Source organism: Streptomyces macrolidinus (assembly GCF_023887685.1).
GTDB classification, from domain to species: Bacteria; Actinomycetota; Actinomycetes; order Streptomycetales; family Streptomycetaceae; genus Streptomyces; species Streptomyces macrolidinus.
This window is the reverse complement of sequence record NZ_JAMWMR010000025.1, coordinates 23,088-45,115: the sequence shown is the minus strand read 5'-3', so window position 1 is coordinate 45,115 and position 22,028 is coordinate 23,088. Positions and strand designations below refer to the sequence as shown.

The window sequence follows — 22,028 nt, the reverse complement described above, 5'->3', positions numbered from 1 at the left end:
ATGAGCCGGCCGGCCGCCGCCACCACGTCGTCCCCCGTGCTGAAGCGGGCGCTCACCGCCATCGACCGGCTCCAGCGCGAACTGGAGGCGGCACGCCGCGGACGCACCGAGCCCATCGCGGTGGTGAGCGTCGGCTGCCGCTTTCCGGGCGGCGTGCACGACGCCGACTCGTACTGGCGGCTGCTCGCCGACGGCGTCGACGCCATCCGCGAGGTCCCGGCCGACCGCTGGGACTCCGACGCCTACTACCACCCGCAGGTGGGCCGCCCCGGGAAGATGACCACGAAGTGGGGCGGCTTCCTCGACCGGATCGACGAGTTCGACGCCGCCTTCTTCGGCATCTCACCACGCGAGGCCGAGGCGATGGACCCCAACCAGCGCCTGATGCTGGAGGTGGCCTGGGAGGCGCTGGAGAACGCCGGGTACGCCGACCTGGCCGGGAGCCGGACCGGTGTGTTCGTCGGCGTGATCAACAGCGACTACGGGATCCAGCGGTTCTCCCGCCCCGACGACCTGACGCCGTACGCGGTCACCGGCACCGCGCACAGCATCGTCTCCGGCCGTCTCGCGTACCTGCTGGACCTGCGCGGCCCGGCGGTGTCGATCGACACCGCCTGCTCCTCCTCGCTGCTCGCCGTTCACCTCGCCTGCCAGAGCCTGCGGACCGGCGACTGCGACATGGCCCTCGCGGGCGGCGTGAACGTCATCCTCTCGCCGCTGGCCACCATCGGCTTCTCGCAGTTCGGCATGATGTCGCCGGACGGGCGGTGCCGGACCTTCGACGCCGGGGCGAACGGCTTCGTCCGCGGGGAGGGCTGCGGGATCGTGGTCCTCAAGCGCCTCTCCGACGCCGTCGCCGCGGGCGACGAGGTCCTCGCCGTCATCCGCGGCGGTGCCGTCAACCAGGACGGCCGCAGCACCGGCCTCACCGCGCCCAACGTACTGTCCCAACGCGAGCTGCTGCGCCGCGCCCTGGAGACGAGCGGTGTCGAGGCCGGGCAGGTGTCGTACGTCGAGGCGCACGGCACCGGCACCACCCTCGGCGACCCCATCGAGGTGGAGGCGCTGGCCGACGTCTACCCGGCGGCACCGGGCGCCGAGTGGCACCTCGGCTCGGTGAAGACCAACTTCGGTCATCTCGAGGCCGCCGCCGGGATCGCGGGACTGATCAAGGTGGTCCTGGCGCTGCGCCACCGCTCGATCCCGCCGCACCTGCACTTCGAGCGCCTCAACCCGCACATCGCGCTCGACCGGCCCCCCTTCGCCGTCCCGACCGAGCTGACCGAGTGGACCCCGCGCGACGGCCGCCGTATCGCAGGCGTCAGCGCCTTCGGCCTGAGCGGGACCAACGTGCACCTCCTCGTCGAGGAGGGCCCCGGCCGGGCACCGGCCACCGCGGACGAGCGCCGGCCGCTGAACGTCCTCGCCCTCTCCGCCCGCAGCGAAGCCGGACTGCGCGTGCTCGTGGAGCGGCACCGCGACCGGCTGGGGCACGCGGCCCAGGCGCCGGTCGCGGACCACTGCTACTCCACCAACACCGGACGGTCCCACTTCCCGCACCGCCTGGCGGTGGTCGGCGGGTCCGCGGCCGAACTCGACGCGGCGCTCGCCGACGTCCTGGACCGCTCCGCGCCGAACGCGGCCGTCTCCACCGACGGACGCGAGCCCGAGGTGGCGTTCCTCTACAGCGGCGCGGGCACCGAGCGACCCGGCATGGCCCACGTCCTGTACGAGAGCGCACCGGTCTTCCAGGAGGCACTGGACCGCTGTCACGAACTGCTCCGGGGCGAGCTGGAGGTTCCGCTGCTCGACGTCCTGTTCCCGAAGGATCCGGGCGCGGCGCACCTGGACCGGCCCACCTTGGCGCAGCCGGCGCTCTTCGCGGTGCAGTACGCGCTCACCGAGCTGTGGCGCGCCTGGGGCGTGCGGCCGGCCGCGGTGTTCGGGCACGGCGCGGGCGAGATCGCCGCCGCCCGCACGGCCGGGGTGATGAGCCTGGAGGACGCGCTGCGGCTCGTGACGCGGCGCGCCCGCCTGCAGCTCCCGCCCGACTCACCGACGGCCCAGGCGGACCTCGCGCCGCTGCGCCGGCTCGCCGACGAGATCACCCAGGCGCCGCCGCGCATCCCGTTCGTCTCGGGCCTGGACGGAGCGCTCTGGCCGTGGGACGAGGCCCCCGACGCCGAGCACTGGTGCCGGCAGAGCCACCGGCCGGTCCGGTTCGCCGACGCCGTGTCGACGCTGCGAAGCCTCGGGTACACCCGCTTCGTCGAGATCGGCCCGGACGCCGCCCTCGTCGACCGGATACGGGCGCAACAGCCCGGCGACGAACTGCTCACCGCGCCGAGTCTGCGGGCAGGTGAGGACGACTGGCGCACCGTCCTGGCCACCCTCGCCGAGCTGTACGAGCACGGCACCGACGTCGACTGGGCCGGGTTCGACCGGGGCTACTCGCGCACGCGCGTGCCGGTGCCCACCTCGCCCTTCGTCCGGACACGCCACTGGTACGACGCGCCTGCGGCCCCCGTGGCCACGACGGCCGGTGACGAGGCCGACCGGGAGGAGACGCCGGTCGCCGAGGTGCGTACGACCGCCGGGGAGCGTACGGACGCCAGGGAGCGTACGACCGCGTCCGCCGCCGACAGTTCGCTGCTCACCCGCGAGGCCCTGCTGGTGTTGAAGGAGGACGAGCGCTTCGACGTCCTCGCCGACCATCTCGCCCGCGGCGTCGGCGCGGCCCTGGGGTCCGGCGGCGGCCCGCGCCGCCGTCCCGGCGCCGCCACCGTCGAGGTGGGGCTCGACCAGCCCCTGCTCGACCTGGGCCTGGACTCGCTGATGGCCACAGGCCTGCGGGTCCAGATCCGGGACCGGCTCGGGGTCACCCTGCCGCTCGTCGCGCTGCTCAAGGGCGCGTCGGTCCGACGGGTGGCGGAGCAGGTCCTGGAACACCTGGGGGACGACGCGGAGACCGGCACCGAGGAGGCGCCGGCCGACGACACCGAGGAAGCGCCGGCCGACGACACCGAGGCGCTCCTCGCCGAGCTGAAGCGCCTGCCCGAGGCCGAGGCCCGCGCGCTGCTCGAGGAGGGACGCTGATGGCGAGCCTGCGGGAACGGCTGGCGAGTCTCTCACCCGAGCAGCGCGCACACCTCGCGAAGCAACTGGCGGCACCGGCGCGGGAGAAGGTCTATCCGCTCTCCGCCATGCAGCAGCGGCTGTGGTTCCTGGAACGGCTCACGCCGGGCACGACGGCGTACGTGGTGCCCGCGGCCGTGCGCGTGCGCGGTGCCCTCGATCGCGACCTGCTGCACGCCGCCGTCACCGAACTGGTCCACCGGCACGAGTCGTTGCGGACCACCTTCGCCGAACGTGACGACACCCCGGTGCAGTCGGTGGCGCCGAGCGTGACGGTGGAGATCCCCGAGGAGGACCTGCGCGCACTGCCCGCGGCGGCGCGCGAGGCGGCCTGCGCGGAGCGGATCGCGGCCGAGATCTCGACACCGTTCGACCTGACGGCCGGGCCGCTGCTGCGGATGCGGCTGCTGCGGACGGCCGACGACGAGCACCTCCTCGTCGTGGTCCTGCACCACATCATCTCGGACGGCTGGTCCGTGACCGTTCTCTTCGCGGAGTTCGCCGAGATCTACGCGGCCTTCGCCGAGGGCCGTCCCTCCCCGCTGCCCCCGCTGGAGATCCAGTACGGGGACGTCGCCCTGCGGGAGCGGCGGCACGCGCAGCCGCATGCCTCGGCCGAAGCCCTGCGCTACTGGAAGGAACGCCTCGCCGGAGCCCCACCGGTGCTGGAGCTGCCGCCGGACCACCCGCGTCCCCCGGCGCAGTCCTTCCGCGGCGGCTCGTGGCACTTCGACCTGCCTGCCCGACTGGTACGCGACCTGGCCGCCATCGGCAGGCGACGCGACGCCACACCGTTCATGGTGCTCCTCGCGCTGTTCCAGGTGCTGCTGCACCGCTATTGCGGCCAGGACGACGTCGTCGTCGGCATTCCGGTCGCAGGCCGCGAACGGGCCGAACTGGAACGGCTCATCGGCTTCTTCGTCAACACCCTGCCCGTGCGCACCGATCTCTCCGGTGACCCGACCTTCGCCGAACTGCTGGAGCGGGTGCGCGACGCCTGCCTCGGCGCCTACGCACACCAGGAGGTGCCCTTCGAGAAGCTGGTGGAAGAGCTGAAGCCACCGCGCGACCTCGGCCGGCCGCCGATCGTCCAGATCAGCTTCGCCTACCAGACCCAGCCGCTGCCCACCCTGCGCGTGGCGGGGCTCGAGTTCTCCCGCGTCGCCGTCCGCAGCCGCACGGCCCGGTTCGACCTGGAGTTGCAACTCGTCGAGGACGAGGGCGGCCTGAGCGGACTGTTCGAGTACAACAGCGACCTCTTCGACGAGGCGACCGTCGCCCGGCTGGCGGACCACCTGTGCCGACTGGCGCGGGAGGCGGTGGCCGACCCGGACCGGCCCATCGGGGCGCTGCCGCTGCTCGGCGACGAGGAGCGGCGGTCCTTGTCGGCGCCGGGCGGCGACACCCGCCGTACCTGGCCCGAGGGCGACCTCGCTCACCTGCGGTTCGCCCGCCGGGCGCGGGAAGCGCCCACCGCCGAGGCGGTCCGCTGCGCGGACCACGCCCTGTCCTACGCGGAGCTGGACCGGCGTGCCGATCAGCTCGCCCACCGGCTGCGCCGCCTCGGGGTGGGCCGGGACGTGCTGGTCGCCCTCTGCCTGGAGCGCTCGCTCGAGATGGTGGTCGCACTGCTGGCCGTGCACAAGGCAGGCGGCGCCTACCTGCCCCTCGACCCGGCCTACCCCCGCGCACGCCTGGAGTTCATGATCGAGGACTCGCGGGCCCCGGTGGTGCTCACCCAGCGCCGCGTGGCCGAGCACGTGCCGTCCGGCGCCGCCGCCGTGCTCTGCCTCGACGAGCTGGACGAGGAGCTCGCCGACGAGCCGACGCACGCGCCCGGCGAGCAGCCCGGCCCCGGCGACCTCGCGTACGTGATCTACACCTCGGGCTCGACCGGCAGGCCGAAGGGTGTGCAGATCACCCATGGCGCTCTCGCCAACTTCCTGCGTTCCATGCAGGAGCGCCCGGGCATCGCCCGCGACGACGTCCTCCTGGCCGTCACCAGCCTCTCGTTCGACATCTCCGTCCTGGAACTCCTGCTGCCCCTGGTGGCCGGCGCGCGCGTGGTGGTGGCCCCGCGGGACGTGGCCGCCGACGGACCCGCGCTGGCGGAGGCGCTCGACGCCGCCGGAGCGACGCTCATGCAGGCCACCCCCTCGACCTGGCGGATGCTCGTCGAGTCGGGCTGGGCGGGCCGACGGCACCTGCGGATGCTGTGCGGCGGCGAGGCCCTCCCGCCGAGCCTCGCGGGCCGACTCCGTCCCCTGGGCGCGGAACTGTGGAACATGTACGGCCCCACCGAGACCACCATCTGGTCGGCGGTCTCCCGGATCGACACCGGGCCGATCTCCCTCGGCGAGCCGATCGCGAACACCGAGCTGATCGTCCTCGACCGGCGGGGACAGCTCGTGCCCACCGGCGTGCCCGGCGAACTGCACATCGGCGGCGCCGGGCTGGCCCGCGGCTACCTGAACCAGCCGGAGCTGACCGCCGACCGCTTCGTCGCCCACCCGGCCCCGAACGACCTGGGGGAGCGGCTCTACCGCACCGGCGACCTGGTGCGCCGACGCGGCGACGGCAGCATCGAGTTCCTCGGCCGCATCGACTTCCAGGTGAAGGTCCGCGGCTTCCGTATCGAGCTCGGGGAGATCGAGCAGGCGCTCACCGCCCACCCGGGGGTGAGCGCCGCGGTGGTCACCGCCCGCGAGCACGCGGGGGACACCCGGCTGGTCGCCCACCTCGCCTGCGCCGAGGCGCCGGAGCCCGCGGAGATCGCCGCCTTCCTGCGGGACAGCCTGCCCGCGTACATGGTGCCCTCGGCGTTCGTGTTCCTGACCGCGTTCCCGCTCACCCCCAACGGCAAGATCGACCGCGCGGCGTTGCCGGAGCCGGAGTTCGGCCGCGCGGATCTGCGGACGCCCTACCGTGCCCCCGCCGAGCCGCTGGAGCGGACGATCGCCGACGTCTTCGCCGACCTGCTCGGCGTCGACCAGGTGGGAGCGGACGACGACTTCTTCGCGCTCGGCGGCCACTCGCTGCTCGCCACCCAGGTCACCACCCGCCTGCGGTCCGTCCTCGGGGTGGAGCTGCCGCTGCGGGAACTCTTCGAACGCCCCACGGTGTCCGCGCTCGCGTACCGGTTGCGGGAACGCGGCGCACAGCCGAGGACGGGTACGGCACCGGGCGACCGCGAGGTGCCGACCGTGCCCCGCCGCGCCGACCCCGCCCTGCCCGTACCACCGGCGTTCGCACAGCGGCGGCTGTGGTTCCTCGAACAGCTCTCCGCAGGCAACCGCGCCTACCTGATACCCGCCGCCCTCCGCGTCCGCGGCCGTCTCGACGCCGCGGTGTTCCGGCGAGCCTGCGACGAGGTGATGCGGCGTCACGAGGCGCTGCGCGCGGTCTTCCCCGAGATCGACGGCCGGCCCCGGCTGGTCGTCCGCCCGGAGGTCCCCGCCGAGCTGGAGGTGCGCGACCTCGCGGGCCCGGACGACGTCGAGGAGCAGGTTCGCGCGCGGGCGGAGAGCTTCTTCGCGCGCCCCTTCCGGCTCTCGGACGGACCGCTGCTCCGCTTCGAGCTGCTCCGCGTCTCCGCCGAGGAGAGCGTCGTACTGCTCGCCATGCACCACATCGTCTCGGACCAATGGTCCCTGGGCGTCCTGCTGCGGGAGGTGCTCGCCCTCTACGCCGCCTTCGCTGCCGGCCGACCGAGCCCCCTGCCCGAACTCCCCGTGCAGTACCCGGACTTCGCCCTCTGGCAGCAGGAGGCGCTCGGCCGACAGACCGACGGGGACGCCCTCGACCACTGGGTCCGGCGACTGAGCGGGGCACCCGCCGAACTCAATCTGTCGCCGGCCCGCCCACGCCCACCGGAGAAGAGCTACCGGGGTGCCGCGCTGGAACTGCGGCTCGACCCGCTCGTCGTCCGGCGGCTGCGCGCCCTCGCCCGGCAGGAGGGCGCCACGCTGTTCATGGTCCTGACCGGAGCCTTCCAGACCCTGCTCGCCCGCCTCAGCGGCGTCGACGACGTGGTGATCGGCACGCCGGTGGCGGGCCGGCGGCTGCCCGAACTCGAACCACTGATCGGGCTCTTCGTGAACACCCTGGCGCTGCGCACCGACCTCTCCGGCGACCCGAGCTTCCGGGAGCTGCTCGGACGGGTGCGCCGGGTGTGCCTCGACGCGTACGACCACCAGGACGTTCCGTTCGAACGGCTGGTGGAGGCGCTCAAGCCGGAGCGCAGCCTGGCGCGTACCCCGATCTTCCAGGTCGGGTTCGCCCTGCAGAACGTCCCGTTCCCGGCCTGGAGCGGCGGCGGGCTGCACGTCGAGCCGATACCCGCCGACGGCGGCACGGCCAAGTTCGACCTCGAACTGCTGCTGAGCGAGGACGGCGACACCGTGCACGGCCGTCTCGAGTACAGCCTCGACCTCTTCGACGCGCCCACCGCCGACCGCATCGCGCGGTGTCTCCAGCGCCTGCTCACCGCCGTGGCCGACCGGCCCGACGAGCCCATCGGCCGCCTCCCGATCCTCGACGAGGCGGAGCGCCGCGAGGTGCTGGCGCTGGGCGAGGGCGGTCCCCGGGAATGGCCGGACGCGGGCCTCCTCCACCAGATGTTCGAGGCGCAGGCCGACGCGACGCCGCACGCCGAGGCGCTGCGCTTCGAGGGCGAGCGGCTCACCTACGCCGAACTGGACCGCCGCGCCAACCAGTTGGCCCACCGGCTGCGCCGGTCGGGCGTGGGCCGGGACGTGCTGGTGGGCATCTGCATGGAGCGCTCCACCGAGCTGGTGGTCGCGCTGCTCGCCACGCTCAAGGCCGGCGGCGCCTACCTGCCCCTGGACCCCGGCTATCCGCGCTCGCGCCTGGAGTTCATGCTGGCCGACGCGCGCGTTCCGGTGCTGCTGACACAGCGCCGCCTGGTGCCGGGGCTGCCGGACCACGAGGCGGTCGTGCTCTGCGTGGACGAGGCCGCCGAGGATCTCGGGCGCGAGTCCGGTGAGCGGCCACGGGTCCGGGTCGGCGGCGAGGACCTCGCCTACGTCATCTACACCTCCGGCTCCACCGGGCGCCCCAAGGGCGTCATGAACGTCCACGCAGGCATCCGCAACCGCCTGTTGTGGATGCAGGACGCCTACCGGCTCGACGCCTCCGACCGCGTGCTGCAGAAGACGCCGTACTCGTTCGACGTGTCGGTCTGGGAGTTCTTCTGGCCGCTGACGACCGGCGCCTGTCTGGTGGTGGCCCGTCCGGAGGGGCACAAGGACGGCCGCTACCTGGTGGAGACCGTCCAGCGCGAGGGGATCACCACACTGCACTTCGTGCCCGCGATGCTGCAGGTCTTCCTGCGGGATGACGGGGCGAAGGACTGCCGCGGCCTGCGCCGGGTGATCTGCAGCGGCGAGGCGCTGCCCCGGGAGCTCCAGGAGCGCTTCTTCGCCCTCCTCCCTGCCGAGCTGCACAACCTGTACGGCCCGACCGAGGCGGCCGTGGACGTCACCGCCTGGGCCTGCCGACGCGACGGCGACACCCGGCCGGTACCCATCGGCCACGCCATCGCCAACACGCAGATGTACGTGCTCGATCCGGCGCTGCGACCGGTGCCGCGCGGTGTCGCGGGCGAGTTGTGCATCGGCGGTCGCAACCTGGCCCGTGGGTATCTCGACCGCCCGGAGCTGACCGCCGAGCGTTTCGTCCCCCATCCGTTCGACCCGGATCCCGGGGCCCGTATCTACCGCACCGGGGACCTGGCACGATTCCGCGACGACGGGGCCATCGAATACCTGGGCCGGCTCGACCACCAGGTGAAGCTCCGCGGACTCCGCATCGAACTCGGTGAGATCGAACAGGTGCTGGCCGCTCATCCCGCCGTACGGGAGGCCGTCGTCACCGCCCGAGGACAGGGCGGCGACACCCGGCTCGTGGCGTACCTGACCGCCGACGAGCCGCCCACCGCGGGCGAGCTGATCACCCATCTGAAGGAGCGGCTGCCGGACTACATGGTTCCCGCCGCCTTCGTCCCCCTGCCCGCCTTCCCGCTCTCACCCAACGGCAAGGTGGACCGCGCCGCCCTGCCCGCGCCGGAGCTGTCCCGCCCCGAGCTGGCCGTGCCCTACCTGGCGCCCAGGGACCGGGTGGAGCGCACCGTCGCCGAGGCCTGGACCCGGCTGCTCGGCCTCGACCAGGTGGGCGTCGACGACAACTTCTTCGAGCTGGGCGGCCACTCGCTGCTCATGGCCGAGCTGCGCAGCACGCTCGAGACGGAGCTACGGCGCCCCCTCACGCTCGTCGAGCTGTTCCAGTTCCCGACCGTGCGCACCCTGGCCGAGCACCTCGCCGGCACCCCGGGCACGGCCGCCGATCCGATGGCCGACGCCCGCGGGCGGGTGGCCGGCCGCCGGGAGGCCATGGCGGCGCGCCGCGCGGCCGCCGGCCGCCGCTCCCGGAACCGCAACGAATCTGAAGGAGACCGACCGTGAGCGACGAGACCGACGCCCTGTCGCAGGTGGCCATCATCGGCATGGCGGGGCGCTTCCCCGAGGCGGCCGACGTCGGCGCGTTCTGGGACAACCTGGCAGCAGGGAAGAATTGCCTCTCCTTCTTCTCCGAGGAGGAGCTGCGTGAGCAGGGCGTCAGCCCGGCGTTGCTGGCACAGCCCGGGTACGTGCGCGCCAAGGGCGTCCTCGACGGGGCCGACACCTTCGACGCGGGCTTCTTCGGCCTGTCCCCGCGCGAGGCCGAGTTGATGGACCCGCAGCACCGCGTCTTCCTCGAATGCGCCTGGGAGGCGCTGGAGTCGGCGGGGTACGACCCGCAGGCGTTCCCGGGCCGGATCGGCGTCTTCGGCGGTGCCGGCCTCAACACCTACCTGCTCTTCAACCTGCTGGCGAACCGCGGCGTCGTCGAGACCCTCGGCCAGTACCAGACCCAGCTCGCCAACGACAAGGACTTCCTCGCCACCCGGGTCTCGTACAAGCTCGGCCTCAAGGGCCCCGGCATCACGGTGCAGACCGCCTGCTCCACCTCGCTGGTGGCGGTCCACCTCGCCTGCCAGAGCCTGCTCTCCGGGGAGTGCGACATCGCCCTGGCCGGCGGCGTCTCCGTCAACGTCCCGCTGCGCAACGGCTACCTGCACGAACCCGGCGGCATCCTGTCGCCGGACGGACACTGCCGCCCGTTCGACGCCGCCGCCGGGGGCACCGTCATCGGCAACGGCGTCGCCCTCGTGGTGCTGCGCCGCCTCGCCGACGCGCGCGAGCAGGGTGACCTCGTCGACGCGGTGATCCGGGGCTCGGCCGTCAACAACGACGGCGCGCTCAAGGTCGGCTACACCGCACCGAGCGTCGAGGGCCAGGCGGAGGTGATCGCCGAGGCGCTGGGCATCGCCGGGGTGTCGCCGGAGACGGTGGGCTACGTGGAGACCCACGGGACCGGTACGGCCCTCGGTGACCCCATCGAGATCGCCGCCCTGACCCGCGCGTACCGGGAGGAGACCGAGGCGCGCGGCTACTGCGCCCTCGGGTCGGTGAAGAGCAACGTCGGCCACCTCGACGCCGCCGCCGGGGCGACCGCACTGATCAAGGCCACGCTCGCGCTCAAGCACGAGGCCATCCCCGCCAGCCTGCACTTCGAGCGGGCCGACCCGGAGCTCGGGCTGGAGTCCAGCCCCTTCTTCGTGAACACCACGCACCGGCCCTGGCCCCGCGACGAGGCGCCGCGCCGGGCCGGGGTGAGCTCGTTCGGCATCGGCGGGACCAACGCGCATGTGGTCCTCGAGGAGGGGCCCGCGCCGCGGCCCGGCGAGCCCGGACGCCCCTGGCAGGTGCTGACCCTCTCGGCGCGTACCGACCAGGCCCTGGCGCAGGCGGCGGAGCGACTGGCGGTCCACCTCGAGACCAACCCGGGCGACGAACTCGCCGACGTCGCCTTCACCCTGGCGGCACGGCGGCGCGCCTTCGAACAGCGCCGGGCCGTGGTCTGCGTGGACCGTGCCGACGCCGTACGGCGGCTGCGGCAGGCGGCACGCGTCGGCGAGACGCGAACGGCGGGCCGGGCCGCGAAGGTGGCCTTCCTCTTCCCGGGCCAGGGGACGCAGTATCCCGGCATGGCCCGCGAGCTCTACGCCGACGAGCCGGTCTTCCGCGCCGAACTCGACCGCTGCCTCACGCTGTTCGCCCCGCATCTCGACGAGGATCTGCGGGCGGCCCTGTTCCCGGCGCCGGAGGAGGCCGAGAAGGCCGCGGAACGCCTGGAGGAGACGGCGCTCGCCCAGCCCGCCCTCTTCGCCGTGGAGTACGCCCTGGCCCGCACCCTGATGGCGTGGGGTCTCGTGCCACACGCCATGGCCGGTCACAGCATCGGTGAGTACGTGGCCGCCTGCGTCGCCGGTGTGTTCACGCTGGAGGACGCCACCGCGCTGGTGGCGGCGCGCGGCCGGCTGATGCAGGCGACCCCGCACGGGGCGATGCTCGCGGTCTTCCTGCCCGAGGACGAGACGAGGGCGCTGCTCGACGACGACCTCTGCGTCGCGGCCGTCAACGCCGCGTCGCTCTGCGTGGTCGCCGGTCCGGTCGGGGCCGTCGAGCGACTGCGGGAGAAGCTCGCCGCGTCCGGCGTCGGCTGCCGGCGCCTGCACACCTCGCACGCGTTCCACTCGCCCCTGGTGGAGGGCGCGGTGGCCCCCTTCCGGGAGGAGGTCCGCACGATCCGGCTGCACCCCCCGCGGATCCCCTTCGGCTCCAACGTGAGCGGGACCTGGATCGAGGACGCCGAGGCCACCGACCCCGAGTACTGGGGCACCCACCTGCGCTCCGCCGTACGTTTCGCCGACAACCTGTCGACGCTGCTCGCCGACCCGGACCTGCTCCTGCTGGAGGTGGGGCCGGGCCGGTCGCTGTCGAACTACGCCCGTCAGCACCGCTCGTGGACGCCGGACCGGGTCGTGGCCGCCACGCTGCGCCAGCCCCGCGAGGAGCGCCCCGACCGGCAGGTGCTGCTGGAGGCGGTGGGGGCGATGTGGTCCGGGGGAGCGGAGGTCGACTGGGAAGCACAGCACGATGCCGGCAGCCGCCGCCGGGTGCGCCTTCCCTCGTACCCCTTCCAGCGGCAGCGGTACTGGGTCGACCCCGGCCCGGCGGACCATGCCGGGCAGGGCGTCGCCGAGCCCGGACCGGCGGAGCCCGCGGGGTGGACCTACACGCCGAGCTGGCGGCGCCTCCCACCGCACGCCTCCCGGCCCCTTGCCGCGTCGGGACCGTGGCTCGTGCTCGGTGCGGACCTGCCGCTGGGCCGGACGCTGCGGCAGGGCCTGGAGGCCGCCGGCTGCACCGTCGTCGGGGTGTCCGCGGGGGACGGCTTCGCGCGGGACGGCGAGCGCTCCTTCACCGTCGACCCGGCCGACCGGGACGACTTCGAACGCCTCTTCGCCGCCCTCGACGCGGACGACCTGCGACCGGCCCGAGCCCTGCACCTGTGGAGCCTCGCCGTCGAACCCACCGCGGACCTGGACCGCACGCGGCTGGATCGCGCTCAGGACGCCGGCTTCCACAGCCTGCTGGCCCTCGCGCAGGCCCTGTCCGAGCGCGCCGGGCACCCGCCCCTCGCACTCGACGTCCTCACCCGCGGCGTCTTCGGCGTGACCGGGGAGGAGCCGCTCCAGCCCGAGAACGCCACCGTCCTCGGCCCGTGCACGGTGATCCCGCAGGAGGTGCCGGACGTCACGTGCCGCCTCCTCGACCTCACCGGGCAGATCCTGGCCGCGCCGCCCGAGACGTTGCTCGACGCCCTGCGGGCGGCGGTGGCCGCACCCCCGGCGGAGCAGGTGCTGGCCTGGCGCGGCAGCCACTGGTGGGCGCGGACGTTCGACCCCGTCCCCCTGGACGCGGGCGAGCCGGGCAGCGGGCGGCTCCGCGACGAGGGCGTCTACCTCGTCACCGGCGGGCTCGGCGGCATCGGCCTCGCGCTCGCCGCGCACCTGGCCCGCTCCGTGCGGGCACCGGCCATCGGACTGCTCGGGCGGGGCACCTTCCCGCCGGAGGACGCCTGGGCGCAGTGGCTCGCGGAGCACGGCGCCGACGACCCGACCAGCACCCGGATCCGGCGCCTGCAAGCGCTGCGGAGCCTGGGCGCCCGACCGGTGGTGCTCCGCGCCGACGTCACCGACGCCGAGCAGACGAGCCGCGCGGTCGAGGAACTGCGGGCCCGCTTCGGCGCCCTCAACGGCGTCGTCCACGCGGCCGGGGCCCCCGCGAGCGGGCTGCTCGCCGGGACGTCCCGCGCCGACGCCGAGGCCGTGCTCGCCGCCAAGACGCGCGGCACGCTGGTCCTCGACACGGTCTGCTCCCGCGACCCCCTGGACTTCTTCCTCCTGTGCTCGTCGCGGACCGCGGTGCTCGGCGGGCCCGGCCAGGCCGACTACTGCGCGGCCAACGCGTTCCTGGACGCCTTCGCCGCCTGGCGTACCGCGGGCGGGTCCGCGCCCGTGACGGCGGTGGCCTGGGACACCTGGCGCGAGACCGGCATGGCGGCGGGCCCGCACGCGCTGCCCGGCGCCGACGCGGGCACCGGCGAGGACGTCGGTCACCCGCTGCTGCAACGCCGCCTGCGGCGGACGGAGAGCACCGAGGTCTTCCTGACCACGATCCGCACCTCGGAGAGCTGGGTCGTCGACGAGCACCGGATGCAGGGGCACGGCCTGGTTCCCGGCACCACGTACCTGGAGATGGTCCGGGCGGCGGTGGAGCCCCTGGCGGCGGGACGCGAGATCGAGTTCCGCGACGTGCTGTTCACCCTGCCGGTGATCGTCCCCGACGGGCAGGAGCGTGAGTTGTACACGGTCCTGGAGCGCACGGACGGCGAGCTGAGCTTCCGGATCCGCAGCCGCGTACCGGGGGCGGCGCGGAACTGGCAGGAGCACGCCGCCGGTTCCGTCCTGCTGCACGAACGCGTGGAGCGTACGCCGCGCGACGTCGCCGAACTGCTCGAGGAATCCGGTGTCGAGGAGGTCATCGAGGGCGAGCAGGCGCTGCGGCAGCGGCTCCGGCTGAACTTCGCCGCCGAGGGCGGGATCATCCGGTTCGCCGTGCAGGGCCGCTGGCGCTGCCTCACCCGCATCCACGTCGGCACCCGGGGCATGGTGGCCGTCCTGGAGCTTCCGGAGCGGTACGCCGCCGACCTCGACACCTACCGGCTGCACCCGGCGCTGCTGGACGTGGTCGGCGGTGCGTCCCGCGTGCACGCCGCCGAGGGCTACTACCTGCCCTTCTGGTACGGCAGCCTGCGGGTCGTGCGCGGCCTCACCCGGCGGATGGCCTGCCACATCCGGATCAAGGAGGGCGGCGACACGTCCGGCGAGACCCTGGTCTGCGACGCCGACGTCTACGACGACGAGGGCCGACTGCTGGTGCGGCTCGGTGACTTCATCATGAAGCGCATCCACGAGCCCGAGGCGATGCGCGAACAGGTCGAGTCGTCAGCGGCGGCCCCGGCGCCCGAGGCTCCGGAGCCCGCCGCGCACGAGCCGGGGGGACTGGCGGCGCTGCACGCCCTGGCCGCCGGCATGACCGCCGAGGAGGGGACGGAGCTGTTCGGCCGGATCCTGCGGGCCCGGCCGATGCCGGCGCACCTCGTCGTCTCCCGGCAGGACCTGGCCACCGTGCGCCGCCTGGCCGCCGAGATCGATCCGGCCCGGCTGGCGGCGGACCTGGAGACGGCCGCGCCGACCGCGGTGCACCCGCGTCCCGAGCTGGACACCCCGTACGTGGCACCGGGCACCGAGGAGGAGGCCGCCATCGCGGCCATCTGGCAGGAGGCGCTCGGTGTCGACCCGATCGGCCTGCACGACGACTTCTTCGCGCTCGGCGGTCACTCGCTGGCGGCGGTGCAGATCGGTACCCGGCTCCGGGCCCACTTCGGGGCGGAGCTGACACTGCGTGACTTCTTCGACCTGCCGACCGTGGCCAACACCGCCCGGCTCCTCGCCACCGGCGGCTCGGACAGCGGGACGGCGGCGGAGGAACCCGCCCCCATCGAGCGACTCGCGCGCGACGAACCGGCCGAGGTGACCGACGTGGACGCGCTACCGGACGACGAAGTGGACGCCATGCTGCGGGAGTTGCTCGCGGCGGAGGCGGCCGAGGCGGACATGGAAGGGGAGACCGAGGCATGAGCATGCCTGACCTGGACGGCATGACCGCCGAGCAGAAGCGGAGACTTCTGGCCGAGCGGCTGGGCCGGGCCCGACGACCGAGGGTGCGCCAGTTCCCCCTCTCCTTCTCGCAGCAGCGGCTCTGGTTCCTGCAGCAACTCGTGCCGGACAGCGCCGCCTACAACGTCCCCAGCGCGGTGCGGATCCACGGCCGGCTCGATCTCGACGTGTGGCGGCGCTGCACCGACGAGATCGTGCGGCGCCACGAGGCGTTGCGCACCACCTTCGCGGAGGTCGACGGCGAGCCCGTACAGCGGGTGGCCGAGACGGGACGGGCCGACTTCGCCGTGGTCGACTGCACCCACCTCTCCGGCGACGACCGTGAGCGGGAGGTCCAGCGCCTGGCACGGGAGGAGGTCCGGCGGCCGTTCGCACTGGAGCGGGGCCCGCTGCTGCGGGTCAGGGTGTTCCGGCTGGGCCCCGAGGAGCACGTCCTGCTGCTCACCATGCACCACATCGTCGCCGACCTCTGGTCCATGGCGGTGGCGGTCCGGGAGCTGGTCGCCCTCTATCCGGCCCTGCGCGCGGGCAGCGGCTCACCACTGCCCGAACTTCCCCTCCAGTACGCCGACTACGCCGCCTGGCAGCGCGGCCAGGCGGAGGGCTCCGGCGTGACCGGCGACCTCGCGTACTGGAAGCAGGCGCTCGACGGCGCCCCGCCGGTCCTCGCCCTTCCGACCGACCGCCCGCGCCCGCCCGTACAGACGTCGCGCGGCGGATCGATCCCCTTCGAGCTGCCCGGACCGCTGATGACACGGCTGCGCGCGCTGAGCCGACGGGAGGGCGCGACGCCCTTCATGACGCTGCTGGCCGCGTTCGCCGTGGTGCTCCAGCGCTACGCCGACCAGGACGACCTGGTGATCGGCGCGCCCATCGCCAACCGGACCCGCCCCGAACTGGAGCCGCTGATCGGGTTCTTCGTCAACACCCTGGCCCTGCGCGCGGACCTCTCCGGCGACCCCACCTTCCGTGAGGCCCTGGCGCGGGTGCGCGCGACCTGCCTGGGGGCCTACGCCCACCAGGAGCTGCCGTTCGAACGGCTGGTGGAGGAGCTGCACCCCGAGCGCGACCTCTCCCGGTCGCCGCTGTTCCAGGTGTCGTTCGTCTTCCAGAACATCGACATGCCGGAGCTGGACCTGGGCGGGCTGCGGGTCACCCCGCTGACGCTGGAGAGCGCCACCGCCCGGTTCGACCTGGAGTTGCAGGTCTTCGACCGGCCGGACGGGCTGAGCGGCTGGTTCGAGTACAACGCCGACCTCTACGACAGCGCCACCATCGAGCAACTGTCCGACTCGCTGCGCGTCCTCGTCGAGGAGATCGCCGACGCGCCCGACCGCCGTCTCTCCGAGCTGAGCCTGCTCACCGAGGAGCAGCGGCACCGGCTGGCCCGGGAGCCCAACGACACCCGGCGCGTCTGGCCGGACCTGCGCTGGGCACATCACAGCTTCGAGGAGCGGGCCGGGGCGACACCGGAGGCGGCGGCCCTGCGCTGCGGGGAGCAGACCCTGACGTACGCCGAACTCGACCGGCGGGCCAACCGGCTCGCGCACCACCTGCACCGGCTGGGCGTCGGGCGGGGCGACCTCGTCGGGATCTGCACCGAGCGCACGCCGGAGATGGCGGTCGCGGTCCTCGGCACGCTCAAGTCCGGCGCCGCCTACGTGCCGTTGGACCCGGCGTACCCGAGCGAGCGCCTCGCCTTCATGGTGCGCGACTCCGGGCTCAAGCTCCTGCTCACCCAGCGCACCGTCCTCGCCGGCCTGCCCGAACCGGCCGCGGGAGTCCTCTGCCTGGACGAGGTCACCGAGGCGCTGGAGGCAGAGCCCGCCACCCGGCCGGACGTCGAGAGCCAGGGCGAGGACCTGGCCTACGTCATCTACACTTCCGGCTCGACCGGCACACCCAAGGGCGTGCGGATCCCGCACCGCGCGCTCGCCAACTTCCTCCGGTCGATGCGGGAGCGGCCGGGGATCGGCCCGGACGACGCCCTGGTCGCGGTGACCACGCTGTGCTTCGACATCTCCATGCTGGAGCTGCTGCTGCCGCTCACGACCGGTGCGCGGGTGATCCTGGCGGACCGCGAGGTGGCCGCCGACGGCCGACGGCTGCGCGCGCTGCTCGCGGAGACCGGGGCCACGCTGATGCAGGCCACACCGTCCACCTGGCGGCTGCTGCTCGACGCCGGCTGGTCGCCGCGCCCCGGATTCCGCATGCTGTGCGGCGGTGAAGCGCTCCCCGCCGACCTGGCCCGGCAGCTCAGCCGCGGCGGCGGCGAGCTGTGGAACATGTACGGCCCCACCGAGACCACCATCTGGTCGGCGGTGGCCCGGATCGACGACGGCACCGTCTCCCTGGGCGAGCCGATCGCCAACACCGAACTGCACGTGCTCGATGCCCGGGGCGCGCTCGTTCCGCCCGGCGCCCCCGGAGAGCTGCACATCGGCGGCGCCGGGCTGGCGCACGGCTATCTCGGCCGCCCGGAGCTGACCGCCGAGCGGTTCGTGCCGCACCCGTTCCCCATCGGCCTCGGCGACCGGCTGTATCGCACCGGGGACCTGGTCCGCCGACGCGGCGACGGCAGCCTGGAGTTCCTCGGCCGCATCGACCATCAGGTGAAGCTGCGCGGCTTCCGGATCGAGTTGGGGGAGATCGAGGCGGTCCTCGCGCGGCAACCGGCCGTCCAGCAGGCGGTGGTGACCGTACGCGAGGACACACCGGGCGACCAACGCCTGGTGGCGTACGTGGTCGCCGACCCGTCCGGCGCCGACTCCGCCACGAGCCCCGCCGAGCTGGACCAGTGGCGCACCATCTGGGACACGGCGTACGACGAACCGGCCGCGGACATCGACCCGTCCTTCGACATCAGCGGCTGGACGAGCAGCTACACCGACGAGCCCATCCCCGCCGAGGAGATGCGCGACTGGGTCGACCGCACCGCCGAGCGCGTGCTCAGCCGCGCGCCGCAGTCGGTGCTGGACGTGGGCTGCGGCACCGGCCTCGTCCTGCACGCGGTCGCGCCGCACTGCAAGCGCTACTGGGGCACCGACTTCTCGGCCGTGGCGCTGGCGCGGCTGCGGCGGGCGGCTGCCGACCCCGATCGCTTCCCCGGCGACGTGCAACTGCACGAATGCGCGGCGGACCGCCTCGACCTGCTGCCGGACCAGCAGTTCGACGTCGTCCTGCTCAACTCGGTGGTGCAGTACTTCCCCGACGAGGAGTACCTGGCCCGGGTGATCGCGGGAGCGCTGCCCCGGCTCGCCCCGGGTGGCGCGGTCATCGTGGGCGACGTCCGCAGCCTTCCGCTGCTCGAGGCGTTCCACGCCTCGGTCGAGCTGCACCGGGCGGCACCCGACCTGAGCGCCGACGCCTTGCGCAAGCGGGTGCGGCGCCTGGCCGCCGAGGAGGAGGAACTGGTCATCGACCCGCGCTTCTTCCTGGCGTTGCGGGACCGGCTGCCCGGCATCGCCGAGGTACGGATCCTGCCCAAGCGCGGCCGGTACGACAACGAACTGACCCGCTTCCGGTACGACGTGATCCTCACGAGCGACCCGGAGGCCCCGCCCGCCGACCTCTCCCCGCTCGACTGGCGTGCCGACGGGCTCTCCCTCCCGGCCCTCCGGGAGCTGCTCGCCCCGGCCACCGCGGACGTCATCGCCGTCCGGGACGTGCCGAACGCGCGGGTGCGGCCCTTCGCCGACCTGGTGGAGCGGCTGGGCACCGCCGGGGGCACGGCCGCCGACCTGCGGCAGCGCCTGGCCGCCGCGGCGGCGGACGCGGTCGATCCCGAGGAGCTGGCCGCCCTGGCCGAGCGGACCGGATACCGGGCCGAACCGGACTGGACCCGGCACGGCCCGGACGGCGCGTTCGACCTCGTGCTGCGCCGACTGGGCGGCGACGGGCACCCCGTGGCCCCGGCGCGGGCCTTCCCGCAGGCGCCTTTGGTGCCGTCCGGGCCGCTGTCCGCGTGGGTGAACGGTGCCGCGTCGCGCCGCGCCCGCACCCTGCAGCCGCGCCTGCGTGCCGCGCTGGGCGAGAAGCTGCCCGCGTACATGCTCCCCTCCGCGTTCGTGTTCCTCGACGCGCTGCCCCGCACCCCCAATGACAAGGTGGACCGCAAGGCGCTGCCCGAGCCCCGGGCCGTCCGCTCCGATCCGCGCACCCCCTACGAGGCACCGCGCGACGACCTGGAGCGGGACCTCGCCGAGATCTGGGAACAGCTCCTGCACCTGGACGCGGTGAGCATCCATGACGACTTCTTCGCATCGGGCGGCCACTCACTGCTCGCGACTCAGGCGGTCTCCCGGATCCGGACCCGGCTGGGACGGGAGGTGTCCCTGCGCGACCTCTTCGCGTATCCGACCGTCGCGACGCTGGCCGCGTGGCTGGCGGACACCGACGCGGAGAGCGACACGGAGGACGACGGCCCGGCGCTCCTGCCCGTCCCGGCGGCCGACCGCGGCGAGGACCTCCCGCTCTCGTACGCGCAGGAATGGCTCTGCGTCGACCACCCGGTCGGCCCCGAGAGCCCCGCTCACAACGTGGTGACCGCCGCGCGGCTGCGCGGACGGCTCGACGAGGACGCCCTGGCGCGCGCCTTCGACCACGTGGTGCGGCGGCACGAAGCGCTGCGCACTCGCCTGGTCACCCGGTCGGGGAGGCCGGCACAGGTCGTCGAGGCCACCGGTACCTGGCCGCTGACCCGGTCCCGGCTGGAGGGCACCGCGCCCGGGGATCCGGGCCAGGCGATCCGCGCCGTCCTCGAGGAGGAGAGCAGCCGGCCGTTCCGCCTGGCGGAGGGCCCGTTGGTACGGGGGCGGCTGCTCACCTTCGGCGACGAGGAGCGGATCCTGGTGCTCACGGTCCACCACGCCGTCACCGACAACTGGTCGTACGGGGTGCTGCTGCAGGACCTGGTCGGCGCCTACGAGGCCCTCGCCGAGGGGCGGGAGCCGACGTTGCCGGACCTTCCGCTCCAGTTCGCCGACTTCGCGGCCTGGCAGCGCCAGGCGTTCGAGAGCGGTGCGCTGGACACGGACACTGCGTACTGGCGGCGCACCCTCGCGGAACTTCCGCCGCCGCCACGGCTGAACGACGTCCGGCTCCCGGACGAGGCGGCGGCGGCTGCCTCGGGCCACGCCTTCGAGCTGTCCCCGGAACTGACCGCCGCGCTGCGGGAGTTCGCCCAGCGCGAGGGCGCGACCCTCTTCATGGTGCTCCTGGCCGCCTTCGGTGCCCAGCTCGCCGCCTGCACCGGGAGCCGGGACCTCGCCGTCGACTTCCCCACCGCGGGCCGGGACCGGCCGGAGACCGAGCAGCTCATCGGCTTCTTCGTGAACCCGTTGGTGCTGCGCGCGGATCTCGGCGGGGACCCCAGCTTCCGCGAACTGGTCGCCCGTGTCCGGGAGCGGATCATCGAGGCGTACGCCCACCAGAGCGTGCCGCTGCAGCCCTTGCGCCGCGAGTTCGCGCCGCAGTGCGAACGGGTCCGTCTGGGGTTCAACCTGCTCAACGCACCACTGCCCACCGCGATGCTGCGTGACGTCCGGCTGGAGCCGCTCGCCGCCGACCAGGGATTCGTGCACGTGCCGCCGGGGATGGAACCGGCGGTGGTGGATCTCAGCCTCATCATGCTCGAGGACGCGGGTGCGCTGCGCGGAATCTGGCTGCACGCCGTCGAACGCGTCGATCCACGGCTGGTCGGCCGGGTGACCCGCCAGTGGAGCCGACTCCTCGAGACGGTGGTGGCCGAACCCGACCGCCGGATCGAGGAGTTGTGCCGGCTCCTGCGGGAGGACGAGATGCCCGCCACCGCGAGCGGTACCGGCGCGGAGGGAAGCGAAGAGTGACGGAGCAGTGGTTCCGGGTGCCGCGGCCCCGGCCGGCCGCGGCAACCCGCCTGGTGTGTCTGCCGTACGCCGGCGGGTCGGCCGCGCTGTACCGCACATGGGGTCAGCTCGTACCGAGCGATGTGGAGGTCTGCCCGGTCGAACTGCCCGGCCACGGCTGGCGCATCGGCGAGCAGCCCTTCTCCCGCCTGCCGCCGCTGGTCCATGCGCTGGCCGATGCGCTGGAGCCGCTGCTCGACCGGCCCTTCGCGCTCTTCGGGCACAGTCTGGGCGGACTGGTGGCGTTCGAGCTGGCACGGCTGCTGCGCCGCCGCGGGTGGCCCGTGCCCTGCCACCTGTTCGTATCGGCTTCCGCGGCCCCCGCCCGGCGCCATGAGCCGGTGCTGCACAACGCCTCCGACGCCGAGTTGAAGGCCCGGCTGCTCGCGTTCAACGGAACGCCGCGCGAGATCCTGGACAACGACGAGCTCATGGAGCTGGTCCTGCCCGTGCTCCGCGCCGACTTCGCGATCCTGGAGACGTACGAGTACCACGAGGAACCACCGCTCGACGTGCCGCTCACGGTGCTCGGCGGGATCCACGACCGTACGGTACGGCCCTCGGAACTGGAGGGATGGCGCGGGCAGTCGACCAGCTCACGCCTTCGTCTGCTGCCCGGCGATCACTTCTTCGTCCAGGGAATGGCCGCCGAGGTCGTACGGCTCGTCGTCGCCCACCTCACACCGCTGATCCCTTCCGTCGTGGAGAGTTGAGACTCTGTGTTTAGAATCCTGGGTTCGAGAGTCGGCATCACAAGAGTCGGCATCAAGGGGCTACCAAGCGTCCGCGCTTGCGCGGTG

Annotated in this window: 5 protein-coding genes; all 5 read left to right on the top strand. The window is 73.8% G+C overall.

What is annotated here, in order from left to right:
* From NGF19_RS23840 to NGF19_RS23820, 5 genes are read left to right on the top strand one after another with little or no spacing between them, the layout of a single operon-like run.
* Positions 1-3,096, top strand: a complete 3,096-nt coding sequence (locus tag NGF19_RS23840; RefSeq protein ID WP_252427326.1) for a type I polyketide synthase — start codon at positions 1-3, stop codon at positions 3,094-3,096.
* Positions 3,096-9,617 (top strand): non-ribosomal peptide synthetase, encoded by a 6,522-nt coding sequence (locus tag NGF19_RS23835; protein ID WP_252427325.1) that lies wholly within the window; start codon positions 3,096-3,098, stop codon positions 9,615-9,617. The genes NGF19_RS23840 and NGF19_RS23835 overlap by 1 nt, the downstream gene beginning before the upstream one ends.
* Entirely contained in the window at positions 9,614-15,304 is a 5,691-nt protein-coding gene (locus NGF19_RS23830; RefSeq protein WP_252427324.1) for a type I polyketide synthase, read from the top strand. The genes NGF19_RS23835 and NGF19_RS23830 overlap by 4 nt, the downstream gene beginning before the upstream one ends.
* Entirely contained in the window at positions 15,301-21,189 is a 5,889-nt protein-coding gene (locus NGF19_RS23825) for a non-ribosomal peptide synthetase (RefSeq protein ID WP_252427323.1), read from the top strand. The genes NGF19_RS23830 and NGF19_RS23825 overlap by 4 nt, the downstream gene beginning before the upstream one ends.
* Positions 21,186-21,941 (top strand): thioesterase II family protein, encoded by a 756-nt coding sequence (locus tag NGF19_RS23820; RefSeq protein ID WP_252427322.1) that lies wholly within the window; start codon positions 21,186-21,188, stop codon positions 21,939-21,941. Before NGF19_RS23825 ends, NGF19_RS23820 begins: the two co-directional genes overlap by 4 nt.
* Positions 21,942-22,028 lie beyond the last annotated feature (87 nt).

What these genes read in the sequence shown, in the direction of transcription:
- NGF19_RS23840 (WP_252427326.1), top strand. Translation starts at nt 1, where the DNA reads ATGAGCCGGCCGGCCGCCGCCACCACGTCGTCCCCCGTGCTGAAGCGG.
- NGF19_RS23835 (WP_252427325.1), top strand. Translation starts at nt 3,096, where the DNA reads ATGGCGAGCCTGCGGGAACGGCTGGCGAGTCTCTCACCCGAGCAGCGC.
- NGF19_RS23825 (WP_252427323.1), top strand. Translation starts at nt 15,301, where the DNA reads ATGAGCATGCCTGACCTGGACGGCATGACCGCCGAGCAGAAGCGGAGA.